Source organism: Caballeronia sp. TF1N1 (assembly GCF_022878925.1).
In the GTDB taxonomy this organism is placed as follows: Bacteria; Pseudomonadota; Gammaproteobacteria; order Burkholderiales; family Burkholderiaceae; genus Caballeronia.
This window is the reverse complement of sequence record NZ_CP084627.1, coordinates 679,276-705,009: the sequence shown is the minus strand read 5'-3', so window position 1 is coordinate 705,009 and position 25,734 is coordinate 679,276. Positions and strand designations below refer to the sequence as shown.

Here is a 25,734-nt window from a genome sequence, read left to right as displayed (position 1 = left end):
GGCTTGATCATGGTCGACGAAAGCCGTAGTCTCTCGCAGTAAAAGCCCATGAAGCCAGCTAATCTTTCTAAGTTCGATTAAGGAACGCTAATGCTCGACTACGCCTCGCTCGATGCCTTGCTTGCGGTCGTTCGCACCGGTTCGTTCGAGCGCGCGGCAGCGTTGTTGAGCGTCACGCCTTCGGCCGTCTCGCAGCGCGTGAAGTTGTTGGAAGAACGCGTGGGCAGCCTGCTCGTGCGACGCGGACAGCCGTGCGAGGCCACCTCCTCAGGCGCGCTATTGTGCCGCCATACCGAACGCGTGCAATTGCTCGAAGCCGAACTGGGTGGTCGCATGCCCACACTACCCGGCACGACGAGCGGGAGCCGCGCCAGGCTGCGCATCGCGGTGAACGACGACAGCATGAGCACATGGTTCATCGACGCCACCGCTGACTTCTGCATCGAACGTGCGCTGTTGCTCGATGTGGTCGTGGACGATCAGGATCACACCGCAGAGCGTATCCGTGCGGGCGATGTACAAGGCGCCGTCACCACGCAAGCCGATGCTGCACCGGGCTGGCGGTCGGTCAAGCTTGGTCGCATGCGTTATCGAGCGGTGTGTTCGCCCGGTTATTTCAAGCGCTATTTCGCGGAAGGACTGACACGCGAGGCATTGCGTCGCGCGCCATGTGTGAATTTCAACGAGAAGGACGAATTGCAAAAGCGCTTTGTTCGCCGCGTTGTTCGTGCCGATATTGCACCGCCCGCGCATTTTGTTCCGCACGGCGAAGGTTTCCTGCGCGCGTGCACGTCCGGACTTGCATGGGGCATGTGCCCGCAACGGCTAGTCGAGTCGCGGCTCGAAAGTGGCGAACTGGTCGAGCTATTGCCGGGCACGCGACTCGATATCGATCTTTACTGGCAAAACTGGCGCTTGGCCTTAGGCTGGCTCGACGACTTCACCGCCGAACTACGCGCCCGGGCGAAGTCGTCGCTGAGTTGAGTCTTAAGTGCCCTGCTTTTCGATGGAATCGACACGGTCGGGATAGAACGCGAGATGGTCCTTAATTCCGGCGACGGCATCGTAGGGTTGCTCGTAGGTCCAAACGGCGTTGACGCCTTTTACGCCCAGGCTCGTGATGCTGTAGTAGCTGCAAACGCCTTTGTAAGGACAGTACGTCTCGTGTGAAGTGCGCGTGAGTTGCGACATGTCGGCGTCATCGCGCGGCAGATAAAGCACCTCGCCATATGAGGCTTCGCGCAAGGATAGCGCTTTGCTTGTGTCGGCTATTACGCGGCCGCCCGCCTTCACAACAACATGCGCGGGACTGGGCTGGACAGTAATCGGATGATCGGGACCGGGAATCTTGACGGTACGTTCCATGGCTTCTTCCTGCCGTTTTCGAAGGGAAAGCCATGGTAGCGCCGTTGTATGAACCGCGCAGAAACGGACGGCGGTAGCGCCGTTTAAGCGCTACCGCGAGCATCGCTTAGTGGCCGAAATAGGTCGGCTTGGAGCCGTCGTTATTTACGGGCGGCATGGCGCGCGAGCCGGTGGATGCGCGGTAATAATCCGAGCCGCCATACGCGCTATCGTTGGCCGACGCTGCACCATTCTGGCGCGCGGCGCGGCCTTCGGCGGCCTGTACATCCGCCGGATACGTCGTGCGGTCGCCTGCCGCGGGGTTATAGCCCGCCGCTTCGACCTGTTGCAGGTCTTGCTTGACTTGCGAGCGCGTCACGGCCGAATTGGTGTCCGACTGAGCGAAAGAAAGAACCGGCGCCACCACAACGGCAGCAACGGCCACGACTTTGATGATCGACTTCATGGTGAACCTCCGGGAGTTGTAGCGCTGACAGTTCTGCGCCTGCTACATTTGAGCATCACGCGTGCCTGGCTCCCTTCGGCATTCAATCTGCCTTGCTCTCCACGAGCTTCACCAAAACATGCAACATGCGATTAGCCGGCGTCGCTACACCGAGCGCATCGCCACGTCGCACGATCAACCCGTTCAGATGGTCGATCTCGCTGCGCTTGCCACGCATCACGTCCTGAGCCGTCGACGAAAATTGGTTCGGCATGGTCTCCGCGATACGGCGCACGGCCGCATCCACATCGCCAGGTAAGGTCACGCCTTCGGCACGAGCGACGGCCGTGCATTCATCGACGATATCGCGCATGACGCGCGTTACGCCCTCACCCTTCACGATGCGTCCATAAGGCAACTGCGAAAGCGCTGAAAGCGCATTGTAGGTGCAGTTCAAGACGAGTTTGACCCACAGCGCGCCGCGCACGTTGTCGGAGATGTCGGTGGGCACGCCGGCGGCCACGAAGGCGTGCGCGACTTCTTCGCTCGTACTCGATGGCTCGATCACCAGTTCACCACGCCCGTGGTGCTTCATATGTCCCGGCCCTGCCATTTCGGACGCGACATAGACCACGGCCGCCGCCACTTCTTGCGGCACATACTCACGCAAGCGCTCGGCGTTCTCGACGCCATTTTGCAGCGACAAAACCAGCGCATCGCGTTCGAGATGCGGTTTGAGTAACGCGGCGGCGCTTTCGGTATCGGTGGACTTCACGCAGAACAGCACGAGCTTCGCTCCTCGCACTGCGCTCGCTTCGGTGCTTGCCGCAATCTGCACACGTTCATCGAAGGTTTGCGTTTCGAGACGCAGACCATCGCGCGTTATGGCCTCGACGTGCTGCGGCCGCGCGATCAGCACGACCTCATGACCCGCGCGCGCGAGCATGCCGCCGTAATAGCAGCCCACCGCGCCTGCGCCCATGACGGCTACTTTCATGTCCTTTCCTCGCTCCGTTGCGTTGTCGTTGACCGGTGACGCCGAGCAAATGCAGCGTCTATCGGTTCGGAAAATAACACATCGGCAAGCGTTGGCGTTCCATGTCGATACATGGCGGCAAGCCACTCGAATGCTTCGCAGACCGCATCGAGCTTGCCGACACGCGCCTCCTCGCAAACGCTTGCGCGAAAAACACTGTGTGCGGACGCACTATAGTCAGTCGTTTTCGTGATGAACCATATTGTTAAAACGTACGTGCGGGAGATACGCTCCGTCAAGCGGATCGACGATGCCGTTCATAAAAGGACGACCGCTACGGGATGGCTGATAACGGGGAGACCAGGTTGCGGCGAAGAAGCCGTGATCACCCAACGAAGAGTGGTACCGAGAGCAGAAACAAAAAGCAAAGCGGCAAGCCGCTCGGCGACGGGCGAGGCGCGGCAGAGGCTTGGGCGTTTTCACGAGAACAAAAACATGAATCATGGATATGAAACATCGCTCGTCAAGCGCGTGGTGAATCAGCTTGTCGCGAGCATCGTCAGCGGGGAATACAAGGACAACGTATTGCCTCCGCAAGTGATTCTTTCGAAGAAGCACGGGGTAAGCCGGACCATCATGCGCGAGGCGCTCAGCATTCTGATCTCGCGACGCATGCTCGATGTGCGGCCCAAGACCGGCACGCGTATCAAGCCCGCGAAAGAATGGCTCGTGTTCGATGAAGAAGTCGCCGACTGGCGTTTGCGCGCCATGCCCGATCAGGAATGCATGCGCCGTCTGATCGAGTTTCGCGCACTCGTCGATCCGCCCGCTGCCGCGCTCGCCGCCATACGCGCGAACCGGCATCAGCGTATTGGCATCAACGCGGCCTTTCAGCGGCTCGTCCATGCAGGCCCTTCGGAAAGCCTGCAATCTTCCGCTGAAGAAGCGTTGCAAGCCGCCATCATCGAAGCGAGTGGCGACGAACTGTTGCAGCAAATGGGTTGCGTGGTGCGCGTCGGCATCCGTGCGATGAAGGCAACCGTTCGCACGCAGACTGTCTCCACCGATGCGCAACTCGGCGATTATGGCAAGGTCGTACGTGCCATCGAGACCGTCGATGGCGAAGGCGCGCGCTCCGCCATGTCGCAGGTGCTTTCGCGTGCGGCGTCGGTCTGGCTGGAAGAGACCGTCTGAGGCACTGCAGGAAGTTCGAAAGCCGTTGCCTTCCCGTGGACCGTATCTTGCGCGCGATTCGTGCGGCTTACATACGGCGTCGGCGTGACTACAATGGGTGAATGCCCTTTTCACGCTGAGCGTTCCATACTGGAAACACGGAGGCAAACATGGCGGAACTCGATAAGGAAGCAGTCGTCGGCGTGCTCAACCGGATTCTCGAATCCGAACTGGCGGGCGTCGTGCGATACACCCACTACTCCTTCCTGGTCTTCGGCTTCGGCCGGATACCGATCGTCTCGTGGCTGCGCGAACAGGCGGACGAATCGTTACTGCATGCGCATCAGGCGGGCGAATGGATCACCACGCTCGGGGCCTATCCGTCGCTTGAAATCGGTCCGTTGCTCGACAACCATACGTTCGATATCGCGACCATTTTGCGCGAATCGCTGCAATCGGAAAAACTCGCGCTGGATCTGTATCGCGATCTGCTGAAGATCGTGGAAGGTCGGTCGGTCGCGCTCGAAGAATATGCGCGACAGATGATTCAAACCGAGGAACTGCACGCTGGGGAAGTGGACAAGATGTTGCGCCGTCCCGGTGAAGTGGATACCGCGCCCGAACGGCGAACGGGACACGCATAAAAGAAAACGCGCTGGCCGCATCCACATGCATGCGGCCAGCGCGGTGTCGGCTCGTGTGCTTATTTCGGCTGCGCGACCGTGCGTAGATACGGCTTGAGCGTCTTGAAGCCTTCCGGATACTTTTTCTTGGCGTCATCGTCCGACACGGAAGTCGGGATGATCACGTCTTCGCCCGGTTTCCAGTTCACCGGCGTGGCGACCGTGTGCTTGGCGTTGAGCTGCAGTGCGTCGAGCAGGCGCAGCACTTCGTCGAAGTTGCGTCCCGCGCTCATTGGGTACGTAAAGGTTGCCTTGATCTTCTTGTCCGGACCGATTAGAAACACCGCGCGAATGGTCGCGTTATCGACCGCGGTGCGCGGGCCACCGCCGCTCGCGTTCGGATGAATCATGTCGTAGAGCTTCGCGACATTCAGGTCCGCGTCGCCGATCATCGGATAGTTGACGGCCGTGCCCTGCGTTTCCTCGATGTCCTTCGCCCATTGCGAATGGTTCGTTACCGGGTCGATGGAAAGGCCGATGACCTTGGTGTTGCGCTTGTCGAACTCGGGCTTGAGCTTTGCCATGTAGCCGAGCTCGGTGGTGCAGACAGGCGTGAAGTCCTTCGGATGCGAGAACAGAATGGCCCACTTGTCACCAATCCATTCATGGAAATGAATCGTGCCTTGGGTGGTTTCCGCGGTGAAATCGGGGGCTTCGTCGCCAATGCGGATGGACATGTTTGATCTCCGTGTTGAAGTAATTCGAAGCGCGTCCCGCTCGTCGTAATGACCGTGACGAAACGGCTTTCGATACGAATACGCAATTCACTCGATGATTATAGTGTGCTTGCGATTCTCCTCGCGCGGCGGCCGATGGTCGCTCATCGACGTTTTCAAGCTTTGGTTATCTGTGCGCAAGCAAAGGCGTCCCAATCGAACGGCGAACGTGCGTTCCTAAAGTGTTTATCACGAGACGATACAAGCTAATAACCGCCTCAAGCCTGGCGGCTTTCGTGATCGCGCGCTTCCTCGGCGCTTTCGTAGATATAAGGCGCGACGCCGCGACGCTTGAGCGCATCGCCGAGTTTCATGCGCAGGAAACTGCTCGTGGTATAGCGCGTGACGCCGTCGTAGTGGTCGCCCACGAGTTTCGTCACCATCTCCGAATAGGCATCGAGCATATCGGGGCGAATCGAGAAATTGTCGTAGTTGACAATGGCATGTGGGCGCACCTTTGCGTTCGCTAGTTGCTTGGCAACTTCGCGGCGAATAGCTTCGACATCGCCAAGATTCTTCACTTCGTGCCCTTCGAAATTGATGAAGAACAGGTTCTTGCGCGCGTCGTAGCTGAAGCGCTCCGCGAGGTTCAGACCGAGCAGCGTATCGCGCAATCCCATGGGCGTATCGCGGAAAATGCGTTCGTCCATGAGGCGCGGCGGCGCGTCGATCACCGGCGTAAAACCCATCTGCGCGACGATGTCCCGCTCGATATCTACACCGGGCGCCACTTCGATCAGCGCGAGCCCGTCTTGCGTCAATTCGAACACGCAGCGCTCGGTGATATACAGCACCGTCTGCCCGCGCTCGAACGCATACCGGCCGCTGAACGTGCGATGCTCCACGGCATCGACGAACTTGCGGCAATCGCCTTCGCGGCGAATCACGAGCTTGCCGTCTTCCAAGCCGACATCGAGCTTGCCTGCGTTGAACGTGCCGACGAACACGACTTTCTTCGCCGCTTGGCTGATATTGATGAAGCCGCCCGCGCCCGCGAGTTTCGGCCCGAACTTGCTCACGTTCAGATTGCCGTCGCGGTCCGCCTGCGCAAGGCCGAGGAAGGCGATATCGAGTCCGCCGCCATCGTAGAAGTCGAATTGATACGGCTGATCGATGATTGCCTGCGTATTGGTCGCCGCGCCGAAATTGAGTCCGCCCGCGGGAATGCCGCCGATCACGCCGGGTTCGGTCGTCATTGTGAAGAGGTCGATGACCTGCTCTTCGTTCGCTACGCTTGCAATGCCCTCCGGCATGCCGATGCCGAGATTCACCACGCTATTGGCCATCAATTCGAACGCGGCGCGCCGCGCGATGATCTTGCGCTCGGTCAGCGTCATGGGTGCAACCGAACTTGCCGCAACCCGCAGTTCGCTCGAATAAGCCGCGCTATAGGGCTCGCCGAAGGTCTGCCAGTGATTGTCGGAACTCGCCACCACCACGCAATCGACCATGACGCCGGGAATCTTCACCTGCCGCGAGTTGAGGGTATTGGACTCCGCGAGCCGCTCGACCTGTGCGATCACGATACCGCCAGAGTTGCGCGCGGCCATCGCAATGCTGAGCGCTTCGAGCGTGAGCGCTTCCTTTTCCATCGTGACGTTGCCGTTGAGATCGGCGGTGGTGCCGCGCACGATGGCGACATCGATCGGGAAGGTCTTGTAATACAGATACTCCGCGCCGTCGATCGACATGACGCGCACGATATCTTCCGTGGTGCGCGCGTTGAGCTTGCCGCCGCCATTGCGCGGATCGACGAAAGTGCCGAGGCCGACCGTGGAGAGTTGCCCCGGCCGATGCGCGGCAATATCGCGAAAGAGCTGTGAAATCACGCCCTGCGGCAGATTGTAAGCTTCGATGCGGTTATCGATGGCGAGCTTCTGTAACCCCGGCACGAGTCCCCAGTGACCGCCGATCACGCGCTTGACGAGCCCTTCGTGCGCGAGATGATTGAGGCCCTTGCCACGGCCATCGCCCTGACCTGCCGCATACACGAGCGTGAGATCGGCAACCGGTTCGCTGCCCTCGGCGTGATCTTCGAGAAAGCGCGCTTCGAGCGCAATCGCCACTTCCTCCGCAAAGCCGATACCGACAAAGCCGCTCGTCGCGATGGTGTCGCCCGCATGAATCAGGCGCACGGCCTCGCGCGCGGTGACGATCTTGCCGCGCTCGACAAGCCGCGTGGACGAGGGAAACGGATGGCGTGTCGGTGCGCTGCTGGCGGTCATGGCGTCTCCTCGCTTGAGTCTTTCCCGGCGCGCGTCAGTGTTCGCGCGCGCTCGCTCGTCTTCTGCGTCTAAGCGTACTTGATCTGGGCGACGGCACGCAATTCATCGGCGGTCGCCGTGCCATAGCCGAAGAATTCCAGGTACGCCGGGATCATCTCGAACAGCATGTCGGTGCCGACCTGCACCGAGCAGCCTTTGTCCTTGGCCGCGCGCAAGAGCGGCGTGTACTCCGACTTCATCACCACTTCGCCGACAAAGGTCGTGGGCGCGATGCGGTCGATATCGAACGGCAACGGATCGCTCTCTTTCATGCCGAGCGGCGTTGCATTGACGATGACATCGAAGCCTGCAGGATCTCTCGTGTCCGTACGCACGATGAGTTCTGGATAGTGATCGCGCAAACGCCCGGCGAGCCCTTCGACCGAAGCGGTGTTGGTGTCGAAGATGGCGAGTTCCGCCACGCCCGCCGCCGCGAGAGAAGCCGCAATCGGCGAGCCCACGCCGCCGCTGCCCAGCACCAGAACGCGCGCGCCCTTCAACGCGCGGCCCTTGCGTTCGACGCCGCGCACGAAGCCGGCGCCATCGAACTGGTCGCCGAGCAGCGTGCCGTCTTCGCGTTTGAGGATGGCGTTGCATGCGCCCGCAATGCGCGCGGTGGGGCTCACTTCGTCCATCAGGCCGACGGTCGTGATCTTGTGCGGCATGGTGACGAGCGCGCCGCGCAGGTTGGTCAGCTTGAACAACTGCGGCACGAAAGCGACGTAATCTTCCGGTTTCACGCCCATGGGGACGACCACGGCATCGATGCCCTGTTTGTCGAACCAGGGGTTGTAGATCATCGGCGCCTTGAACGCTTCGGTCGGAAAGCCGAGATGGGCAATTACGGTGGTCTTGCCGCTGATCATGGCGACGCTCCTTCGAAGATGAGCGCGCAACGGTGCGCGCGACGCCTCCATGATAGTGCGACTTGCCTGCCCGCGGTTCTTTAATGGCTCGCGCCGAGATAGGCCGCCTTGACCGAAGGATCGTTCTTCAATTGCTCGGCGGGGCCGTGCGTGGCGACGTGGCCGTTCTCGAGCACGTAGCCGTAGTCCGCCACGTTGAGCGCGGCGGCGGCGAACTGTTCGACGAGCAGCATGGTCACGCCCTCGTCTTTCAGTCGCGCGATGATGCGGAAGACTTCATCGACGAGAATGGGCGCAAGGCCCATCGAAGGTTCATCGAGCAACACGAGGTCGGGGTTCAGCATGATGGCGCGGGCCATCGCGAGCATTTGCTGTTCCCCGCCCGAAAGCGTGCCCGCCAGCTGATTGCGGCGCTCCTTCAGGCGCGGAAACAGTTCGATGGCGCGTTCGAGATCGGCGGCCACGTCGCCTTTCGGACGCGCCCAAGTCAAGCGCGGAAACGCGCCGAGCAGCAGATTGTCCGTGACCGACATGGTCGCGAAAACGCGTCTTCCCTCCGGCGAATGAGCGAGGCCGAGGCGCGCGATCTTGTGCGAATCCATGGCGTCGATGCGCTTCGCGTCGCTGCCGATGCCCATGGTGATCTCGCCTTCCGTCGGCCGGATCATGCCGGAGATGGCGCGCATGGTCGTCGTCTTGCCCGCGCCGTTCGAGCCTATCAGCGTGACGACTTTCGCCTTCGGGACATCCAGGCTGATGCCGTGCAGCACCTTGACCTTGCCGTAGCCTGCGTGGAGATTCTTGATTGTCAGCATCGCGTGTCGCTTCGTCGGATGATCGGGTTGGTCGGATGATCGGGTTGGCGTGATTGGCGCGTTGCGTTCATACGGCTTCCGCCGCTTGTCCGCCGAGGTAAGCCTCGATCACCTTCTCGTTGGCCTGTATTTCGGCGGGCTTGCCCTCCGCGATCTTCTGCCCGAAATCCAGCACCGAAACCGTGTCGCAAACACTCATGACCACATCCATATGATGCTCGATGAGCACCACGGTAATGCCGTGATGCCGCACCTTGCGAATGATCGCGACCAGTTCGCGGATATCCGGCGCGGTCAGGCCCGCAGCGGGTTCATCGAGCAGCAGCAGTTGTGGATCGAGCGCGAGCGCGCGGGCTATTTCAAGCAGACGCTGCTTGCCGTATGGAAGATTGCGCGCTTCCTCGGCCGCTGCATGTTCGAGTCCGACGAAGCGCAGCATATTGAACGCCCGTTCGCGCGCCGCGCGTTCTTCACGCTTGTAGCGCGCACTCATCAAACCCACATCCGCGAAGTTCGAACGGAAGGTGTGATGCAGGCCGACGAGCACATTCTCCAGCGCCGTCATCTCGCCGAAGAGCTGCACGTTCTGAAAGGTCCGCGCGATGCCCGACAGCGCGATCTTCGACGACGTGCGTCCCGCGAGCGACTCGCCCCGATACTCGATTGCACCCGCGGTCGGCACGTAGATGCCCGTGAGTACGTTCATCATCGTGCTCTTGCCCGAACCGTTCGGACCGATCAGGCCATGGATGGTGCCGCGCCTGACCGTCATGTTCACATCGTTGAGCGCCTTGAGACCGCTGAACTGCATGAGCACGCCGCGCACGTCGAGAATGGTGCTTGCTCCTTCGGTCGTGACGGCGGCGACGGCGTCGTCCTGCTGGGTCTGCATCGCCAGTTCCTGCGTGTCGACCTTCGTCACGCGCACGCGGCCCAGATTGAGCGTCTTGCGCACGAAGCCGACGATGCCATCTTGCAGGTAATACACGACGAGCAGAATCATCAGGCCGAAGATGGTGAGACGCCAGTCGGTGAGCGCTTCTATCCAGAAGGAAAACGCCGCAAGACCGGCTGTACCGATGACGGGAATCGCCACGCGTTGCAGCGTCGTGGTTTTGCGAGCCAGGGCGAGCGCCGCGCCCGCAACGACGAGCACCGCAAGCGCGGTTGCCACGACGCGGAAGTTGGAGATGTCGTCGAGCAACTTCGGCAACAGCACGATCACCGTCGAACCGATGATCGCGCCCGTGCGTGTCTTGCGCCCGCCCATGATGATGGCGAGCAGGAACAGAATGGTCAGCTCGAAGTTATACGTGTTCGGCGAGATGTACTGCTCGGAGTACGAGTAGAGACAGCCCGCGAGCCCCGCGAATCCCGCGCTGATGACGAACGCATAGACCTTGTGCCGATACACCGACACGCCCATGCAATCCGACGCAATGGGGCTATCGCGCAAGGCTTCGAAGGCGCGCCCGAGATGCGACTTGAGCACGCGATGCACCACGATCAGCGACACCACCAACAGTGCCGCCACGAGCCAGTAGTACTGGATTTCGTCGAGCTTGTGACCGGCAATGGTCGGCTTGGGAATCTTGAGACCCATCGGACCATTGGTGAGGAAGTCCATCTCGTTGATAAGTATTTGGATGATGGTGCCGAACGCGAGCGTCACCATGGCGAGGTACGGACCCGACACGCGCAACGCGGGCAACGCCAATATTGCGCCGAAAGCCGCCGTCACCACGATGGCAAGCGGCGCGGTCAGATAGAACGGCAAGCCGAGCTTGATGAAAAGCACGCCTGCCGTATAAGCGCCCACGCCGAAGAGCCCCGCATGGCCAAGCGACACTTGCCCCGTGTAACCCACCACGATATCGAGCCCGAACAGAAGGATCGCGTAGATCATGATGGTTTCGACGAGGTGGATGTAATACGGATTGCCCGATACCACCGGAAAGATCGCGACTGCGGCGAGTCCTGCGAGCGCCGCGACTATGTTCTTTGCTTTCATGTAGGCGGCCTCAGACTTTCTTGATCGCGGTCTTGCCGAAGAGGCCCGCAGGCTTCACCGCAAGCACGATCAGCAACAGCACGAGTCCCGGCACGTCCTTGTAGCCGGTCGAGACATAGAAGCCCGTCGTCGTCTCCGCTATACCCAGGATCATTCCGCCGACGATGATACCCATGCCGCTCGACAAGCCACCGATGATCGCGACAGCGAACGCCTTGAGGCCGAGCACCGCGCCCATGGTCGCGCCGGTAAGTGTGAGCGGCGCGATCAGCACGCCCGCGAACGCCGCCGTCAGCGACGACAACGCATACGAGAACGTGATGACGAGCCCCGTGTTGATGCCCATCAGTGCGGCCGCATCGCGATCGTTCGCGGTGGCGACCACGGCCTTGCCGAAGATCGTCTTGCGGTTGAAGAACTCCACCGCGAGCATCATCACGAGCGCGCCGCCGACCACGAGCAGCTCCATCGGCAACACGTTTGCGCCGAACACCTTGAGCGGCGCTTCGGGCAAGGGCGACGGAAAGCGCAGATCGTCGCGGCCCCAGACGTTTTCCGCGACGTTCTTGAAGATGATGCCGAGCGCGATGGTCGACATGATCCAGCCGAACTCCGACTTGATCTTGATGGCGGGCCGCACGCCGATGCGCTCCACGAACGCGCCCTGCACGAGCCCGAAAAGACACACGAGCGGGATCATGAGCCAGTAGTTCACGCCCGCCGAAACGAGCGTGAGGCCGACGAGCGCGCCGAGCATGAGAGCATCGCCCTGGCCGAAGTTCAGCGTGCCGGAAGTGGCGAACGTCAGTTGATAGCCGAAGGCGATGACGGCGTAGATCATGCCGAGCGCGATGCCGCTATATATGAGCTGGAGAAGGATCATCGTCGGGCGTCAGGGCGGCGTGGGATGCTCGATTGAAAAAGAGCCCGATCTGCGACCGGGCCCTGGAGAGACAACAGCGGCGGCACGGCGTTAGTTCGACGCCGTCGTCTGCTTGGTGCGAAGCGTGCTGCCGCCCTTCTTGTCCGCGTCGTAGGCGTAGATCACGCGGCCGGCCTTCACTTCGCCGATCACCGGAACGTTCGAACTGATCGCTTCGTGGTCGGTCTTGGTGAACGGCTTGTCGTAGACCATGACCACGCCTTCGACCTTCGTCGTGAGGTTTTCCAGCGCTTCTTTCACCTTCGGTCCATCGGTCGAGCCGGCTTGCTTAATGGCCGCCGCGAGCAGATAGATCGAGTCGTAGCCTTGCGCCGCCGACACCGGCGAATCGATACGATCGCTCTTCGGCTTGAACTCCTTCACGTAAGCGTCGATGAAGGTTTTGCGCTTGGGCGTGTTGGCTTCCTGGATGAAGGTCTGCGGCATGCGCGCGCCTTCGCCGTTGTTACCCGCGTTGTCGATGTAATTGGCCATCGAAAGCGTCCAGCTGCCGATGAGCGGCACCTTCCAGCCGAGCTTGGCCATGCCGTTCGCGATCTGCGCGAGTTCCGGCCCGATACCGTAAGTCAGCACCGCTTCCGCGCCCGCTTCCTTCGCCTTGAGCAACTGGGCCGTCATATCGACGTCCTTGATGTTGAACTTCTCGACCGCGACGGGCTTCACGCCCTTGGCCGACAGCGCCTTTTCCAGATCCTCGCGGCCGAGCTGACCGTAGTTGGTCGAATCCGCGAGAATGGCGACCTTCTTGAAGCCGCGCTTGGTGATGGCTTCCTCGACGATCATTGGCGCCTGGATGCGGTCGGCGGCGGCGTTGCGGAATACGTAGTTGTCGGGCTGATCGTCGAATTGCTTCGTCACGACCGTACCTGTCGCCACGTTGTTGAAGACCGGAATCTTCGCTTCCTGGAAGAAGCGTTGCGAGGCGAGCGCCACGCCCGTGTTGATATAGCCCACGACCGCGACCACTTTCTCCTTGTTGATGAGTTCCTGCGCGATCTGCACGCCGCGTTCGTTCTTCGCTTCGTCGTCGCGTTCCACCAGCACGATCTGCCGTCCCAGCACGCCGCCCGACTTGTTGATCTCGGCGGTGGCGAGACGCACGCCGTCGCGCATGGAGACGCCCATCGAGGACGAACCGCCGGTAAAGGGACCGTCCACGCCGATCTTGATCGGGTCCGCGGCCTGCGCGAGGCTCGCGCTCAATGCAAAGACGCCGAACGCGAGCGCACCTGCGATGCGCTTCATGTGCATGCCCATATCTGTCTCCGTCGCTTGAATCGTTATGTGATGAGGTCGTCTTTGCGCATGCCCTCGCCGCTCGTTCGTTTCGGTGCATCGCTCGAACGGCAATTTACGAATGCGGTGATCGATATTAGAAAATTGTAAGGATCAGACCATATTCGGACATACCCGAACAGCACGAGCGTTAGCGCACTCCCGACGCGACGTAATGTGCGACGGGATGGAATAAACCCTTAGTCAGGTAGATTGCAGATGCGTAAGCGCATCAGCGCGTGCGGCAAAAAAAACGCGCGGCTTCCTTAAGGAACGCCGCGCGCAACTTGCGCACGATTGCTCGTTTGATCGCGGCCCGGCTTAACGGGGCGAGCCTGCCTCGATAGCCTGCACGAACTGACGCATGACCGAGCCGGAGGCATCGGTGACGGCCCAGAAGGTCATGCCGTCGCGATTCCAGCGTGCGAGCGCATAACCGTCGTCGGATTGCGTGACGGCGGCCGCCCCTTCCTTCGTGTCGAGCGATGCGCCGCCCTTGCCCGAGGGAAACACGTACACGTCGATCGGATGCTTCAGATAGCGATACACCACCACCGCCACCGGCCGATGATTGACGTAATCGAGCCTGCCGCCGACCAGCGCGAAGCCCGGCCCGGCCGGATCGATGACGGGCGGCGCATAGTCGATACGTCCGTTGAACCAAGGCTTCACCGTGTGCTTGTCGCTCGACAGCACGTCGATGGGCCGGTCCGACATCAGTGAACGCACGTGACTCGCGACGATCTCCTGTGCGAGCGGATCGCCCGCACCACTCACGCCATGCGGCACGGCCTGAAACCACAGCATCGCGCCGAGCACGAGCGCGGCCAGCGTGCCGCCCGCGAACGCGCCGCCGAAGAACGGCACGGGCGTGGCGAACCATCGCCATGAACGGGCCGAGCGTTCGCTCTGCTCGTCCTGCTGGTTTCGTTCGCGCGCGCGTTCCCGCACCTTGACGTCTTCCGCTTCGGCCCGGATGCGCGAGAGCACCTGAGCACGCAAATGCGCGGGCGCGCGATGAGTCAGCGAGCCGTCGATGAGCCTCGTTGCGAGCGAGGCGGTGTCGTTATTGTCCATTGCCCGACTCCTCAAGACCCGGCCCCGTGCGACGCACGAGCCGCATGCCCGGTTTGTCCTGCGCGGCGTGCACGGCGAGCGCCAGCAACTTGCGGCCGCGCGCGAGCCGCGACATCACCGTTCCTATCGGCACGCCCGTCACGGCGGCCACTTCCTTGTAACTCATGTCTTCCAGCTCTCTCAGGACCAGCACTTCACGAAACGGAATGGGCAAGGTTTCGAGTGCGCGATGCACGATATGCACCTCGTCCTTGCGTACCGCAAGCGTTTCCGGGTCTATGCCCGCTTCCTCGGACCAGCCGGGCAGCGCTTGCTCCCCGGCGATTTCTTCGTCGTAGGGCGTCGCGTCGGCGAGTTGCACGCGGCGGCGCCATTCCGTGAACCACGTATTTCGCACGATGGCAAAGAGCCATGCACGCGCGTTCGCTTCCTCGCCCTCCTCGAAGCCGCTGAAGAAACGAAAGGCGCGCAGATAGGCTTCCTGCACGACATCGTCGGCGTCGCTCGGACTGCCGGATAGCCAGCGCGCGAGGTTGTACGCGGCATCGAGATGCGGCATGAATGTCGCCTCGAAACGCGCGTCCACGCCCGCCGCCTGAGCTCGGCTTTCCGCGGACTTATCTGCTTTCGACCTGGGCCACATCGCGCGGGTCTCCTTGGGAAACAGGGTTCGACGTTTTCGTTACCTTGCAACGCCCTCGTCACATGTACTCGCCCTCGGCGCGATTTATTCCCACCGAAGCGGCGTAATCGAAAAAATAAAATCGACGAGACGAATCGGGAATATCGCGACGCTCTCGCCGGTTCGATGGACGGATGCCGCGCAGCTTCAGCACTCGAACATGAACGCGCCGGCTTCACGCCCATGCATCGTGCCGCCATGCGCGTGAGCTTCAGGAAACCATGAAACGCGGCCGCATTGTTCGTATTCAAGGAGTGCGCATGACACACGACCCGAAAGACCTGCCCGACGCGCAAGAACTCGACGACCACGGCAAGCGCCGGCGCACTGCATTGTCCTGCATGGCCTGGGCCGGCGCGGGCGTGCTGTGGACGGTGAGCGGCGGCGTGCCGGTGTCGAACATCATTTCATCGGCGCAGGCGGCTGAGAAGAAGACGAGTTCGTTCAGCTTCGTGCAGATCAGCGACAGTCACATTGGCTTCAGCAAGGACCCGAACACGGAACCGACGAGCACGCTGGAGGAAGCGATCAATCGCGTGAGCGCCATGCCGAAGCAGCCCGCGTTCATGATTCATACCGGCGACGTCACGCATCTGTCGAAGCCCGCCGAATTCGATACCGCCGACCAGATCATCCGCAAGGCGGGCATGCAGGTGCACTACGTGCCGGGCGAGCATGACGTGCTGGTCGAGGACGGCAACCCGTTCTTCTCGCGTCTTCCCGCGCAATACGGCAGGAGCGGCGACCGGCACTGGTACAGCTTCGACGAAAGCGGCGTGCATTTCATCGGCCTGACCAATGTCATCGACCTCAAGGGCGGCGGTCTCGGCTTTCTCGGCGATGCGCAACTCGCCTGGCTCAAGGCCGATCTGCAAGGACGATCGAGCAGCACGCCGATCGTCGTGTTCGCGCATATCCCGCTGTGGGCGCTTTATCCGCAATGGGGCTGGGGCACCGACGACAGCGCACAAGCGCTCGCGCTCTTCAAACGCTTCGGGTCCGTCACGGTGCTCAACGGCCATGTGCATCAGGTAGCGCAAAAAGTGGAAGGCGACATGCGCTTCTATTCGGCTATGTCCACCGCGTTTCCGCAGCCTGCGCCCGGCGCCGCATCGGGGCCCGGACCGATGAAAGTCGGCGCGGACAAGCTGCGCTCCATGCTCGGTCTGCGCGAAGTCACGCATGTGCAGGGCCGCGAATATCTCGCCATCGTCGATACCCCGCTTGCAGGAGATAAGGCATGAACGTCGCCACGCTCGCGAGCTATGTCTCGCCCTCCAGATTGCGTCCTCTTGCCGGACGCGTCGCGCGTCAGGCCGCGCTTGCGCTCGTCGTCAAGGGACTCGTCGGCATCATTCCCTCGGCGTGCGCGGAGGAACCCGCGCAGCAGACGGTGGCGATGAATACGCCGACCATCAGCATCGACAATTTCGCTTTCAGCCAGCCGAGCGTCACCGTGCCGGTCGGCACCAAGGTGACGTGGGTGAATCATGACGACATGCTGCATACGGTCGCGGACGAAGCGAAGTCATTCAAGTCAGACCCGCTCGACAGCGGCCAAAGCTACTCGCATGTGTTCGACAAGCCCGGCACTTACAAGTACTTCTGCTCGCTGCATCCGCATATGACGGGGACAATCGTCGTGCAATGAGCGCGCGGGCACGTTCGCCTGACGCTCAACCGCGTGCCTTCGCGATGGCGCTCAGATTGCCTTCGCCGAAGCCGTGATGCCCGCGACGCTCGACGATCTCGAAGAACATGTCGCCCGGCTCGCGCTCGGCGAAGGTTTGCAGGAAGAGTTGCGGCGTGCCGTCCGGCAGAATCTCGCCGTCCACGAGAATGCCGCGCGCACGCAGCTTGTCGATATCGAGTCCGTGTCCGGGCAGGCGTTCGTCGATCTGATCGTAGTAACGCGGCGGCGGATTCAGAAAGCGCATGCCGCGCGCCATGAGGGCATCGACGGAAGCGAAGATGTCTTGCGATGCCAGCGCGATATGCTGCACGCCTTCACCTTCGTGATCGGGCAGATACTGCTGCATGAGATCCGTGCGATACGTGCCTTCCTCGTACACCGGAATGCGGATGTTGCCGCAAGGCGAAACCGTGACCGCGGAGTCCTGCGAAACATGCCAGTCCGGATGCACCTGATGAATCTCCGAGAAGTGCAGCACTTCGCGGTAGAAATCGAGCCATTCGCGGATGCGGCCCGCGCCGACCGTCTGCGTGAAGTGATCGACTTCGAAAAGACCGGTGCCGCCTGGCTCGGCCTTCGCGCCGGCAATGGGCCGGAAATCGATGTCGTAGATCGTGGACACGCCGCTATCCTTGCCTGGCCAGTGATCGACGAAATAAATGTGCGAGTCGCCAATACCCTGAATGGCCGGAATGGCTAGCTCGTTCGGGCCGATCTTCTCCCCTTCGAAATCCCAGGCGCCGAATTCGACCGCGCGCTCGTGAGCGAGCGCCGCGTCCACCACGCGAATGCCGATGGCGGCAATGCCCACACCATGCGATTCGGCGAAGCGCGACGCGAAGGAGTCCGGCTCTGCGTTCAGGAGGAAATTCATGCTGCCCTGACGAAACAGCGTGACCGCCTTGCTGACATGCTGCGCGACCGGCACGAAGCCCAGCCGCTCGAATAAAGCGGCGAGGCCCTGCGGGTCCGGGCTGGAAAACTCGACGAACTCCAGCCCCGCGATGCCGAGCGGATTGTCGCCGACTTCGGAATCGGGCATCGCGCGGGCGGGGGAAGTGGAGTCGGGCTGGGTCATCGGCAAAGTCCTCAATGGTCGGGCGGGTTCTCGGACGTGAAACTACCACAGCGATGGCTGCCTGTGCTCACGGCCGATAAACCTGCCGCTAGAGTAGCGGCAGCGCGATCATCGTGTCAAAGCCGGGACTTCGCGCGGCTCGGGCGCTTTCGCTGTATCAGGCGGCAAGCCGTTGCGGGCTCATCGACGGGCGTCTTGCTTGCGGGGGAAACACGTTCCAGGTGCCGTCGTCGTGCCGGAAGAAGATGATCGCGAGCGGTCCGTTCGCGTGCCACGCCTCGATGCAGACGTAGCGCGAGCCCGTGACCTGCGAGCGACACAGCCGCACGACGCGTGCCGGATGCGCCGCGCTCGGGGCGAGCCATTTGTCGACGGCCCAGTGCAGCGAGTTTTGAATGGTGTGCATGATGGTCTCCTTTCTGGTCAGGCCGTTCAGGCGGCGAGTGCGGCGTTCAGGCGGCGTTGCCGATCGGCAGCGACATAGGCGCGAAACAATCCCGTCATCGCGCGCCACGCCACGCGCGGATGGGCGAAGCAGGCGCGAACCTGGCGGCTTTGGCTTTGGCCGAACAGGCACCACGTCACGAAGTGCTCGCAGTTGTTGGTCAACAAGCGATAACGGTCTTCACCGAGCCGGCTGCGAGCGCGGCGCACTGCTTCCAGGCCGACGAAGCACGCGGTCGGGTTTTGGCGGATAGTCACGTCATGGCCGCCCGCGAATTGCGCGAGACTGACTTCTTCCACCGGACCGCGATGCAGCGACTTGGCGAATCCCGCGTAATGGATAACCCGGCCGTTGCCCGCATAGAGCCCGTGATGCTCATAGCCCGAGCGGCGCGTGACGAGTTCGGCGCCTATGGCCGGTTCGTCATCGAACGACAGGCTGCACGCGGCAGCTTGGGTATCGTTCGGTCCGGACGGTTGGGTGTTCGACATGGCTCGCTCCGATTTTTGGTCTCGTCGCGCCGAAGTGTCTGTTCGGCGGCTTGTTGCGGAGTCTTTTGCAGGTTTCTTGCCAGTCTTCGTAAATGTTTGATTTATAGAGGAAATAACCGTTTTTAGTTAGATTTTTGATAGCGGTTGGTGATTATTAACCAACAGTCTAGGAGGGCGATGTGTTGGCTCCAGAGCATCAATAGAGCGCCCGTGCGCGTTCGGTTCGTAGTGTTGGTCGTTCGGTTGTCTGCCAACAGCGGTTGTTGGCGACGGTCCAACTGATGGCGCAAGGCGCGGGCATCGACATAGGGCGAAGGCCGCATCGAATAAGCCGATGGCGGAGGCGCATGCATATCGGCATAGCCCTTGCATAAGTGCCCGCATCGAATTCGAGCAAACAAGGAGAGCCGTAATGAGCGCAATCACCATCACCGATCTGGATCACGACCGCGAACTCGATCGCGCGGCGATGTTGGCCATCAGTGGCGGCGGTGGCGCGCCTTGGCTCTTCGGCTGGATCACGCCATATGTCGCGGACCGTCAGCAAGGCGGTGGCGGCAGCAGCGTGGTGAACATCTACGACATCACGAACAACATCAGCGTCGGTCAGATGGTCAACCAGTATCAGAGCGTCGATGTGAACAACACCGGTGCGGGCGCGACGCTCACCGTCAGTCCCAACGCGCTGTCCAGCAATCGCGCGGGATAAGCTCGGCGGTTGAGTGCACAATGACTGGGGCCGCGCGCCTCGGCCGACCGCATGACGCGCCAGTCAGGACCTTGGGAGGTTGCCGTGACCTTCAGCAACGAGTTTCGATGGACATCCGCTGCGCGCACCGACGCGGGCCTCGTGCGTCAGATCAACGAAGACGCGCTGCTCGATGCGCCCGAACGTGGCCTGTGGGCCGTCGCAGACGGCATGGGCGGTCACGCGGTTGGCGATCTGGCGAGCCGCATGGTGATCGAGAGCTTGGCGAGCATGACGGCACAAAGCGCACTGGCGGATGCACGGGCGCATTTGCTCGATATCAACGCGCGCTTGCGTGCGGAAGCGGCGCGACGGCAGGTATCGCGAATCGGCAGCACGGTGGTGTTGCTGGCTGCGCGAGACGGCGTATGCGGTTATCTGTGGGCGGGCGACAGCCGTATCTATCTACTGCGGCGCGGGCGGCTGCGGCAACTCACGCGCGATCATAGTCACGTGGAAGAACTGAAGGCGCGCGGACAATTGACGGCGGAAGAGGCGCTGCATCATCCGGCGCAGCATCTCATCACGCGTGCGGTTGGCGCGCTCGACTTCCTCGATCTCGACGAAGATTCCATCACGCTGCACGATGGCGATACGTTCCTGCTTTGCAGCGATGGTCTTTCGAACGAAGTGAGCGAGGACGAGATGGTGGCGCAGCTTGCGTTGAGCAGTTGCGAGCTCGCGGCGCAGAGGCTGCTGGAGATTGCGCTGGAACGCGGCGGGCGCGACAACATTTCGGTTGTCGTCGCGCGTGCGGAGGATTTGATGGCTTTGGATAGGACGCAGGTTAATCCGTCTTTATGAGTCGGCTTACTTCTCCGCTTCCCTGCTCTTTTGCGCCGCAAGCCTGAAGTCCTTCGAATGCAGCCCGTGTTTCTTTAAAAGCATCTGCAGATGCGACCGGTTCATCTCATACCGCCGCGCAAGTTCGGCCACCGTGCCGCCCACTTCATGCAGCCCACGTTCGAGAAATGCGCGCTCCGCTTCGTCACTCGCAACGCGCTTGGCTTCGCTCAGCGAACTCGCCGTCGCAATGCCGTTGCCATTCGCGGCAGGACCGCCCATCGCCAACGAGAGCGATGTCTTCGGCCGGATGTCCAGCGGAAGGTGCTCGATATCCGCCATCTCGCCTGCAAGACAAGCGATGCGATAGATGATGTTGCGCAACTCGCGGATGTTGCCGGGATAATCGTAATTGCGCATGAAGTCCCTTAAACGTGGGGACATCTTGATGGGCCGGCGCTTGAGCGTGGCCGCCGCTTCATCGCCGAAGTAAGACAGCAAGAGCGGTATCTCGTCGCGGCGTTCACGCAGCGCGGGCAAGGTCAGATGAATCACGCTCAAGCGATAAAACAGGTCTTCGCGAAAGCGACCTTCATCGCAGAAGCGCCGCAGATTGCGATTCGTCGCCGCGACGATGCGCGCATCCACCGAAATGGCTTCATCCGAACCCACGCGTTGAATCTCGTGCGCTTCGAGCACGCGCAACAGCTTCACCTGCCCAACCAACGGCAGCTCGCCAATTTCATCGAGGAATATGGTGCCCGTATGCGCGCTCTCGAACTTGCCCTTGCGGTCGTTGGTCGCGCCCGTGAACGCGCCCTTGCGATGCCCGAATAGTTCGGATTCCAGCAGATTATCCGGAATGGCCCCGCAATTCACGGAGATATAGGGCTTGTCCGCGCGCGAACCATTCGCATGAATGACCTTGGCCATCAGTTCCTTGCCCGTGCCGCTCTCGCCGTCGATCAGCACGGGAAGATCCGTAGGCGCGGCTTTTTCCGCTATTTCCAGGGCTTCGAGCAGCTTCGGGTTATCGCCGAACGTGCCTTCGAATACGAAGCTGCGTTCGATCAAGGCCTGACGCCGCGAGCCCGGTGACATGTCGCGTCGAGGTTCGGCAGCAGCGGCTTGAATGAAGCGCTCCTTGTGGGAAAGCTGCATGACCTCATCGCGCAACGAACTCGCCTGACGCAGAAGCTTTTCTATCTCGGGCCGCTCCAGCCGCGATGTCCATCGCAAGGTGGAACGCAAAATCTCGATCTTCTCGATGATGCCCGCATACGATATGGCCGATGCGGGCACGCCGCTGTCGCTTTCCGGTTGGTCTAGTATTTTCATGCTGCGCTCAGTTGCTTCTGCACGAGTTGGTAATACATGCCCTTTCTTGCGACCAGCTCATCATGCCTGCCCTGCTCCACGATACCGCCTTCATACAGCACCAGAATCTTGTCGGCACGCATGATGGTGGAAAGCCTGTGCGCGATGATGACCGCGGTGCGTCCCTTGAGAATCTCCTGCATGTTGCCGAGGATATTGCTCTCGGACTGCGTATCGAGCGCAGACGTGGCTTCGTCGAAAACCAGCAGACGTGGGTCGTGATACAACGCGCGCGCAATACAGAGCCGCTGAATCTGTCCACCCGACAAACCCACGCCACGTTCGCCCACCACCTGCTCATACCCTAGCGGCAGCTTGACGATGAACGCATGCGCATCCGCCATCTTGGCCACTTCCTCGATACGCCTTCTATCCGGCGACTCCTCGCCGCTCGCGATGTTCTCCGCTATCGTGCCCGAGAACAGCAAGTTGCTCTGCATGACATAACCAATCTGCGCGCGATAAAAGCCCTTGTCGATGACGCTCAGGTCGTAGCCGTCCACTGTCATCTTGCCTTCGCTCGGCGCATAGAAACCAACGAGCAGCTTGGCAAGCGTCGTCTTGCCTGAACCGCTTCTTCCGACTACCGCGATGAGTTCGCCGGGCTTGATATCGAAGCTGATGTTTTCCAGCACGTAAGGCGTATCGCCTTCGCCATAGCGAAAATACACGCCGTTAAAGCTGATTTCGCCCTGCAAGTCGGGCAACATCACGCGCTGCTCCATCTCCGAAGGTTTCTGCTCCGGGTCTATGTCGAGCACATCGCCGAGACGCTCCATTGCCACGCCGGCATCGTTCACGAGACTCCATAAGTTGATGAGGCCCATGAGCGGCGACAGCACGCTACCCATGAAAGCATTGAACGCAATCAACTGGCCGATGCTCAGTTCGCGCGAAAGCACGAGGTTCGCTCCGACCCACAATACGGCGATAGTCGTACCTGCATTCAGCAACTGGCTGCACAAGCCTACGCCGATATTGAAGCGTTGCGACTTGTATTGCACTTCGAGCGACTTTGCGTACTTCTTTTCCCACTTGAGCCGCACCGCACGTTCGATGCCCATCCCCTTCACCGTTTCCACGCCGCCCAAGGCTTCCATGAGAAACGAACGTGCGTCTGTAGCCGAAGAAAACGCTTCGCGCGCATTCTGCTTGATGCGCGGCGTGGCGAGGATGGTAAGCGCCATCATCGGGATGACGAAGGCAATCAGCAACAAGGTCAGCTTCACGTTGTAGAGAAACATGATCGTGAAGTAGATGAAGATCATCAGCAGATTGAGTACCGTCGTCACCGTGGATTCGGTGAGAAAAGCGCGAATGGTGTGGTTTTCCTGGAAGCGCGCAAAAACGTCGCCGGTCTTGCGCTTGGCGAAAAAGCTGAAGGGCAGCGAGAACGTGTGCCTGAAGAACTGCGACATCATCGCGAAGTCCATGTTGCGCACCATGAAGTTCGCAAGATAGGCGCGAATGGTCGACATGAGCTGAGTGAACAGATTCGAGATGATCAACCCGCCTATCAGCACATGCAGCAAGCTGACGTTCTGATGCACGATCACGCCATCGAGAATGTTCTGGATGATGAGCGGCGGAATCACGCCCAGCACTTGAATCACGAAGGTCGCTAGAAACAGATGCAGCAGGACCTTCTTGTACGGCTTCAGATACCCCACGAAGCGAATCCACGGCGAACGCGATACCGCTTGCTGCGCCATGTCCTGCACCGGAGAAAAGAGCAGACATGTGCCGCTCCAGCCGCGCTCGAACTCGCCCACGGTCATCTTCTTAAAGCCGATGGCCGGGTCCGCGACCCACACGTTGTCTTTCGAAATACCGTAGACGATGATGTAGTGATATCCCTCCCAATGCGCAATGAACGGCATCTCGAAGCCGCGTAGCGACTCGAACGTGCACTGCACGCCGCGCGTGGTGAAGCCGAGCGCATCGCCGGCGCGCGCAAGACTGTCGAGCGTTGCGCCTTGCGTCGTGACGTTCGCCAGTTCGCGCAGTTTGCCGAGCGTCATGTTGATGCCGTAGTGCTTGCAGATCATCGCAAGACACGCGGCGCCGCAATCCATTTCCTCGGCCTGCTCGACCCACGCAAAGCGCTTGATGACGCGCTCGCCCATTTCGGGTTTGGTGTGGAGATCGAGCATCGACGGCAGTCTGCGACGCTCAGCGAGTTTCTTCTGACGCTGCAGTTCGCGCTCGCTGAAACGAATGCGTTCTTCCAGCACTTCACGCAGCTTCACATTGCGCTCGATGATGAAATGCACCGTCTTTTCAGGGATCACGAGCAGGCGCGTGTCCGTGAGCGCAATGGCCGATGCCAGCTGCTCCTGACGCATCACGCACGCCTTCTCGCCGAAGATTTCACCGGGCCCGAGCGTGGCGAGCACATGCTTTTCGTTGCCGTCTTCGCGCACGATCCGCACTTCGCCCTGCCGCACGACGTAGAGGCGCCGGTCGTCGCGCGAGTCTTGCCTGAAGATCTCCTTGCCTTCGCCGACGCGCTTGACGCCCACGCTGCGCACGCATTCCTCGAGTTCCGCCTTGTTCAATTTGCCGCGCAGATCGAACAGTTTCGCGACGAAGCCGCCCGCCGAACTGATCGCGACGAAGCTCGTGACGAACGCGAGCGCAGCCGGGTTTCTTGCGATAATCGGCTCGATCGCATTGCGCGGGATGAACAGCAGTTCGGTCTTGCCTGAAGAACGCACCGACGATTCATGGCGATACTCGCGCAGCATGGCGATATCCGCGAACGTCTCGCTCGCCTTCTTCACTCCCATGCTGATTTCCTTGCCGTGCTCCTCGGTAAAGATGCGCACAGAGCCGGCCTTCACGACATAGAGCCCGTCGGCGGAATCCCCCGCATTGCACACGGTTTCACCGAAGCCAAAGCGGCGCGACTGAGCATGTTCCGCGAGTTGCGCGATCTCCTCGCGCGTGAACGGCGAAAGAATCTCCACGGTCGCGAGAAAGTCGGCGGGCGCATCCAGGCTCGAAGGGGCGTCCATATCGTTCGCTCTGTCGTAGTTTCGGCTTGGTTTCGGTTTAACGTGCTTCGATCACATGTTCCTGCGCGCGCGCCACCAGCCATTCCTCGCGTAATAGCCGGCGAATCTCGGCTGCAACGTCCTGATCGAGCTTCGCGGGATACTTCGACGTAACCGAGAAAATCTCATAGGAAGAGCCATCGGCGGAGATGAACGGGCCAAGCAGATCACCGACTTCTGCATTGAAGACCTTCGCTTCGATCTCCGGCTTGAGTTGCCCGCGCATCACGCGGCCTATCACGCCGCCTTCTTCGCGCGTATCGGCGAGCGAATGTTCGCGGGCCATGTCCGCAAAGCTGTCTGGGTCGTCGTTGAGATATGAGATCATCTCGCGCGCGCTGCCTTCGGTATCGAGCAGAATGTGGCTCACTTCGATACTGTCGAACTTCGGCGAATTGAGCTGAAAATATTCTTCGACCTCGCGCTCCGTACCGATGTTTTCAAGCATTTTTTCCTGATACAGCGTGTCGGTGATGAACACTTCGAACTCGTCGAGACTCACGGAAAGCGCATCGAGATAGTTGTTCATGTCGGCCGCGCGATGCAGCCCGCGAATGCGACGGAACTGGTCGGCGCGCGTCTGGATCTCATCGTCGCTTAGCTTGACGCCCGCCTTCTTCGCCGCGCGCACGGTCAGCTTGTCGCGCACCAGTTGCTCCAGCAGGCCGTCGAACTGGCCGTTGAGTTTCAATAGCCTGATCAGTTCGCCGACATCGACCACTTCGTCGTCGATTCGCACTATCGCCGTCATGTCGTTCTCCGTTGATTTGAGGATGCATCTCGCAGCATGTCC

At 60.8% G+C, this 25,734-nt stretch carries 25 protein-coding genes; 7 read left to right on the top strand and 18 right to left on the bottom strand.

All coding sequences use genetic code 11. The annotated features are described in order from the left end of the window. The first annotated feature begins 90 nt into the window (after positions 1-90). A complete protein-coding gene (locus LDZ28_RS17255) occupies positions 91-984 on the top strand; it encodes a LysR family transcriptional regulator ArgP (RefSeq protein ID WP_244829654.1) in 894 nt (297 codons plus the stop codon). 3 nt (positions 985-987) lie between these two features. On the opposite strand, the gene LDZ28_RS17250 is transcribed toward LDZ28_RS17255, so the two are convergent. From LDZ28_RS17250 to LDZ28_RS17240, 3 genes are all read right to left on the bottom strand, one after another. Continuing rightward, the gene (locus LDZ28_RS17250) at positions 988-1,365 is read right to left on the bottom strand and encodes a DUF427 domain-containing protein (RefSeq protein WP_244829653.1); all 378 of its coding nucleotides are present in this window, start codon (positions 1,363-1,365) and stop codon (positions 988-990) included. A 106-nt stretch (positions 1,366-1,471) separates the two neighbouring features. Next, the gene (locus tag LDZ28_RS17245) at positions 1,472-1,810 is read right to left on the bottom strand and encodes a DUF4148 domain-containing protein (protein ID WP_244829652.1); all 339 of its coding nucleotides are present in this window, start codon (positions 1,808-1,810) and stop codon (positions 1,472-1,474) included. 82 nt (positions 1,811-1,892) lie between these two features. Next, positions 1,893-2,786, bottom strand: coding sequence for a ketopantoate reductase family protein (locus LDZ28_RS17240; RefSeq protein ID WP_244829650.1), 894 nt, complete (start codon positions 2,784-2,786; stop codon positions 1,893-1,895). Between the two features lie 474 nt (positions 2,787-3,260). Here LDZ28_RS17240 and LDZ28_RS17235 point away from each other — a divergent pair, with 474 nt between their 5' ends. Both LDZ28_RS17235 and LDZ28_RS17230 read left to right on the top strand, forming a co-directional pair. Then, positions 3,261-3,959, top strand: a complete 699-nt coding sequence (locus tag LDZ28_RS17235; protein WP_244829648.1) for a FadR/GntR family transcriptional regulator — start codon at positions 3,261-3,263, stop codon at positions 3,957-3,959. 149 nt (positions 3,960-4,108) lie between these two features. Then, positions 4,109-4,582 (top strand): bacterioferritin, encoded by a 474-nt coding sequence (locus LDZ28_RS17230; RefSeq protein WP_244829647.1) that lies wholly within the window; start codon positions 4,109-4,111, stop codon positions 4,580-4,582. A 59-nt stretch (positions 4,583-4,641) separates the two neighbouring features. On the opposite strand, the gene LDZ28_RS17225 is transcribed toward LDZ28_RS17230, so the two are convergent. The 9 genes from LDZ28_RS17225 to LDZ28_RS17185 form a co-directional block, all read right to left on the bottom strand. Then, complete coding sequence (locus LDZ28_RS17225; protein ID WP_244829646.1) at positions 4,642-5,298, bottom strand: peroxiredoxin; 657 nt, start codon at positions 5,296-5,298, stop codon at positions 4,642-4,644. A 257-nt stretch (positions 5,299-5,555) separates the two neighbouring features. Next, the gene (locus tag LDZ28_RS17220) at positions 5,556-7,562 is read right to left on the bottom strand and encodes an acyl CoA:acetate/3-ketoacid CoA transferase (protein ID WP_244829644.1); all 2,007 of its coding nucleotides are present in this window, start codon (positions 7,560-7,562) and stop codon (positions 5,556-5,558) included. A gap of 68 nt (positions 7,563-7,630) precedes the next feature. Beyond that, positions 7,631-8,467 (bottom strand): shikimate dehydrogenase, encoded by an 837-nt coding sequence (locus tag LDZ28_RS17215; protein ID WP_244829643.1) that lies wholly within the window; start codon positions 8,465-8,467, stop codon positions 7,631-7,633. Positions 8,468-8,547: 80 nt separating this feature from the next. Further along, entirely contained in the window at positions 8,548-9,282 is a 735-nt protein-coding gene (locus tag LDZ28_RS17210; RefSeq protein WP_244829642.1) for an ABC transporter ATP-binding protein, read from the bottom strand. A 67-nt stretch (positions 9,283-9,349) separates the two neighbouring features. Continuing rightward, positions 9,350-11,293 carry an ATP-binding cassette domain-containing protein gene (locus LDZ28_RS17205; protein ID WP_244829641.1) on the bottom strand — a complete coding sequence of 648 codons (1,944 nt, stop codon included), beginning with the start codon at positions 11,291-11,293 and terminating at the stop codon, positions 9,350-9,352. A gap of 10 nt (positions 11,294-11,303) precedes the next feature. Continuing rightward, positions 11,304-12,176 (bottom strand): branched-chain amino acid ABC transporter permease, encoded by an 873-nt coding sequence (locus LDZ28_RS17200; RefSeq protein WP_244829640.1) that lies wholly within the window; start codon positions 12,174-12,176, stop codon positions 11,304-11,306. Positions 12,177-12,266: 90 nt separating this feature from the next. After that, the gene (locus LDZ28_RS17195) at positions 12,267-13,487 is read right to left on the bottom strand and encodes an ABC transporter substrate-binding protein (protein WP_370652209.1); all 1,221 of its coding nucleotides are present in this window, start codon (positions 13,485-13,487) and stop codon (positions 12,267-12,269) included. Positions 13,488-13,832: 345 nt separating this feature from the next. After that, on the bottom strand, positions 13,833-14,588 hold the full coding sequence (locus tag LDZ28_RS17190) for an anti-sigma factor (RefSeq protein WP_244829638.1): 756 nt from the start codon (positions 14,586-14,588) through the stop codon (positions 13,833-13,835). Beyond that, complete coding sequence (locus tag LDZ28_RS17185; protein WP_244829636.1) at positions 14,578-15,231, bottom strand: RNA polymerase sigma factor; 654 nt, start codon at positions 15,229-15,231, stop codon at positions 14,578-14,580. Before LDZ28_RS17185 ends, LDZ28_RS17190 begins: the two co-directional genes overlap by 11 nt. Positions 15,232-15,530: 299 nt before the next feature. Here LDZ28_RS17185 and LDZ28_RS17180 point away from each other — a divergent pair, with 299 nt between their 5' ends. Continuing rightward, positions 15,531-16,514, top strand: coding sequence for a metallophosphoesterase (locus LDZ28_RS17180; protein ID WP_244829634.1), 984 nt, complete (start codon positions 15,531-15,533; stop codon positions 16,512-16,514). After that, positions 16,511-16,921 carry a cupredoxin family copper-binding protein gene (locus LDZ28_RS17175; RefSeq protein WP_244829632.1) on the top strand — a complete coding sequence of 137 codons (411 nt, stop codon included), beginning with the start codon at positions 16,511-16,513 and terminating at the stop codon, positions 16,919-16,921. Before LDZ28_RS17180 ends, LDZ28_RS17175 begins: the two co-directional genes overlap by 4 nt. 25 nt (positions 16,922-16,946) lie before the next feature. Here the strand turns inward: LDZ28_RS17175 and LDZ28_RS17170 are convergent, their stop codons facing one another. The 3 genes from LDZ28_RS17170 to LDZ28_RS17160 all read right to left on the bottom strand — a co-directional run bounded on the left by LDZ28_RS17170 (position 16,947) and on the right by LDZ28_RS17160 (position 18,977). Then, entirely contained in the window at positions 16,947-18,041 is a 1,095-nt protein-coding gene (locus tag LDZ28_RS17170; RefSeq protein ID WP_244829631.1) for a 4-hydroxyphenylpyruvate dioxygenase family protein, read from the bottom strand. A gap of 157 nt (positions 18,042-18,198) precedes the next feature. Next, the gene (locus LDZ28_RS17165; RefSeq protein ID WP_244829630.1) at positions 18,199-18,447 is read right to left on the bottom strand and encodes a hypothetical protein; all 249 of its coding nucleotides are present in this window, start codon (positions 18,445-18,447) and stop codon (positions 18,199-18,201) included. A 26-nt stretch (positions 18,448-18,473) separates the two neighbouring features. Continuing rightward, positions 18,474-18,977 (bottom strand): lecithin retinol acyltransferase family protein, encoded by a 504-nt coding sequence (locus tag LDZ28_RS17160; protein WP_244829629.1) that lies wholly within the window; start codon positions 18,975-18,977, stop codon positions 18,474-18,476. Positions 18,978-19,389: 412 nt separating this feature from the next. On the opposite strand from LDZ28_RS17160, the gene LDZ28_RS17155 reads away from it, so the two are divergent. Both LDZ28_RS17155 and LDZ28_RS17150 read left to right on the top strand, forming a co-directional pair. Then, positions 19,390-19,686 (top strand): hypothetical protein, encoded by a 297-nt coding sequence (locus LDZ28_RS17155; protein WP_244829628.1) that lies wholly within the window; start codon positions 19,390-19,392, stop codon positions 19,684-19,686. An 84-nt stretch (positions 19,687-19,770) separates the two neighbouring features. Further along, the gene (locus LDZ28_RS17150; protein ID WP_244829627.1) at positions 19,771-20,529 is read left to right on the top strand and encodes a PP2C family serine/threonine-protein phosphatase; all 759 of its coding nucleotides are present in this window, start codon (positions 19,771-19,773) and stop codon (positions 20,527-20,529) included. A gap of 6 nt (positions 20,530-20,535) precedes the next feature. Here the strand turns inward: LDZ28_RS17150 and LDZ28_RS17145 are convergent, their stop codons facing one another. From LDZ28_RS17145 to LDZ28_RS17135, 3 genes are read right to left on the bottom strand one after another with little or no spacing between them, the layout of a single operon-like run. Further along, complete coding sequence (locus LDZ28_RS17145) at positions 20,536-21,846, bottom strand: sigma-54-dependent Fis family transcriptional regulator (protein ID WP_244829626.1); 1,311 nt, start codon at positions 21,844-21,846, stop codon at positions 20,536-20,538. Beyond that, positions 21,843-24,902: a peptidase domain-containing ABC transporter gene (locus tag LDZ28_RS17140; protein ID WP_244829625.1), complete on the bottom strand. Its 3,060-nt coding sequence runs from the start codon at positions 24,900-24,902 to the stop codon at positions 21,843-21,845. Before LDZ28_RS17140 ends, LDZ28_RS17145 begins: the two co-directional genes overlap by 4 nt. Positions 24,903-24,939: 37 nt before the next feature. After that, positions 24,940-25,692 carry a peptidylprolyl isomerase gene (locus LDZ28_RS17135; RefSeq protein WP_244829624.1) on the bottom strand — a complete coding sequence of 251 codons (753 nt, stop codon included), beginning with the start codon at positions 25,690-25,692 and terminating at the stop codon, positions 24,940-24,942. Positions 25,693-25,734: the final 42 nt, after the last annotated feature.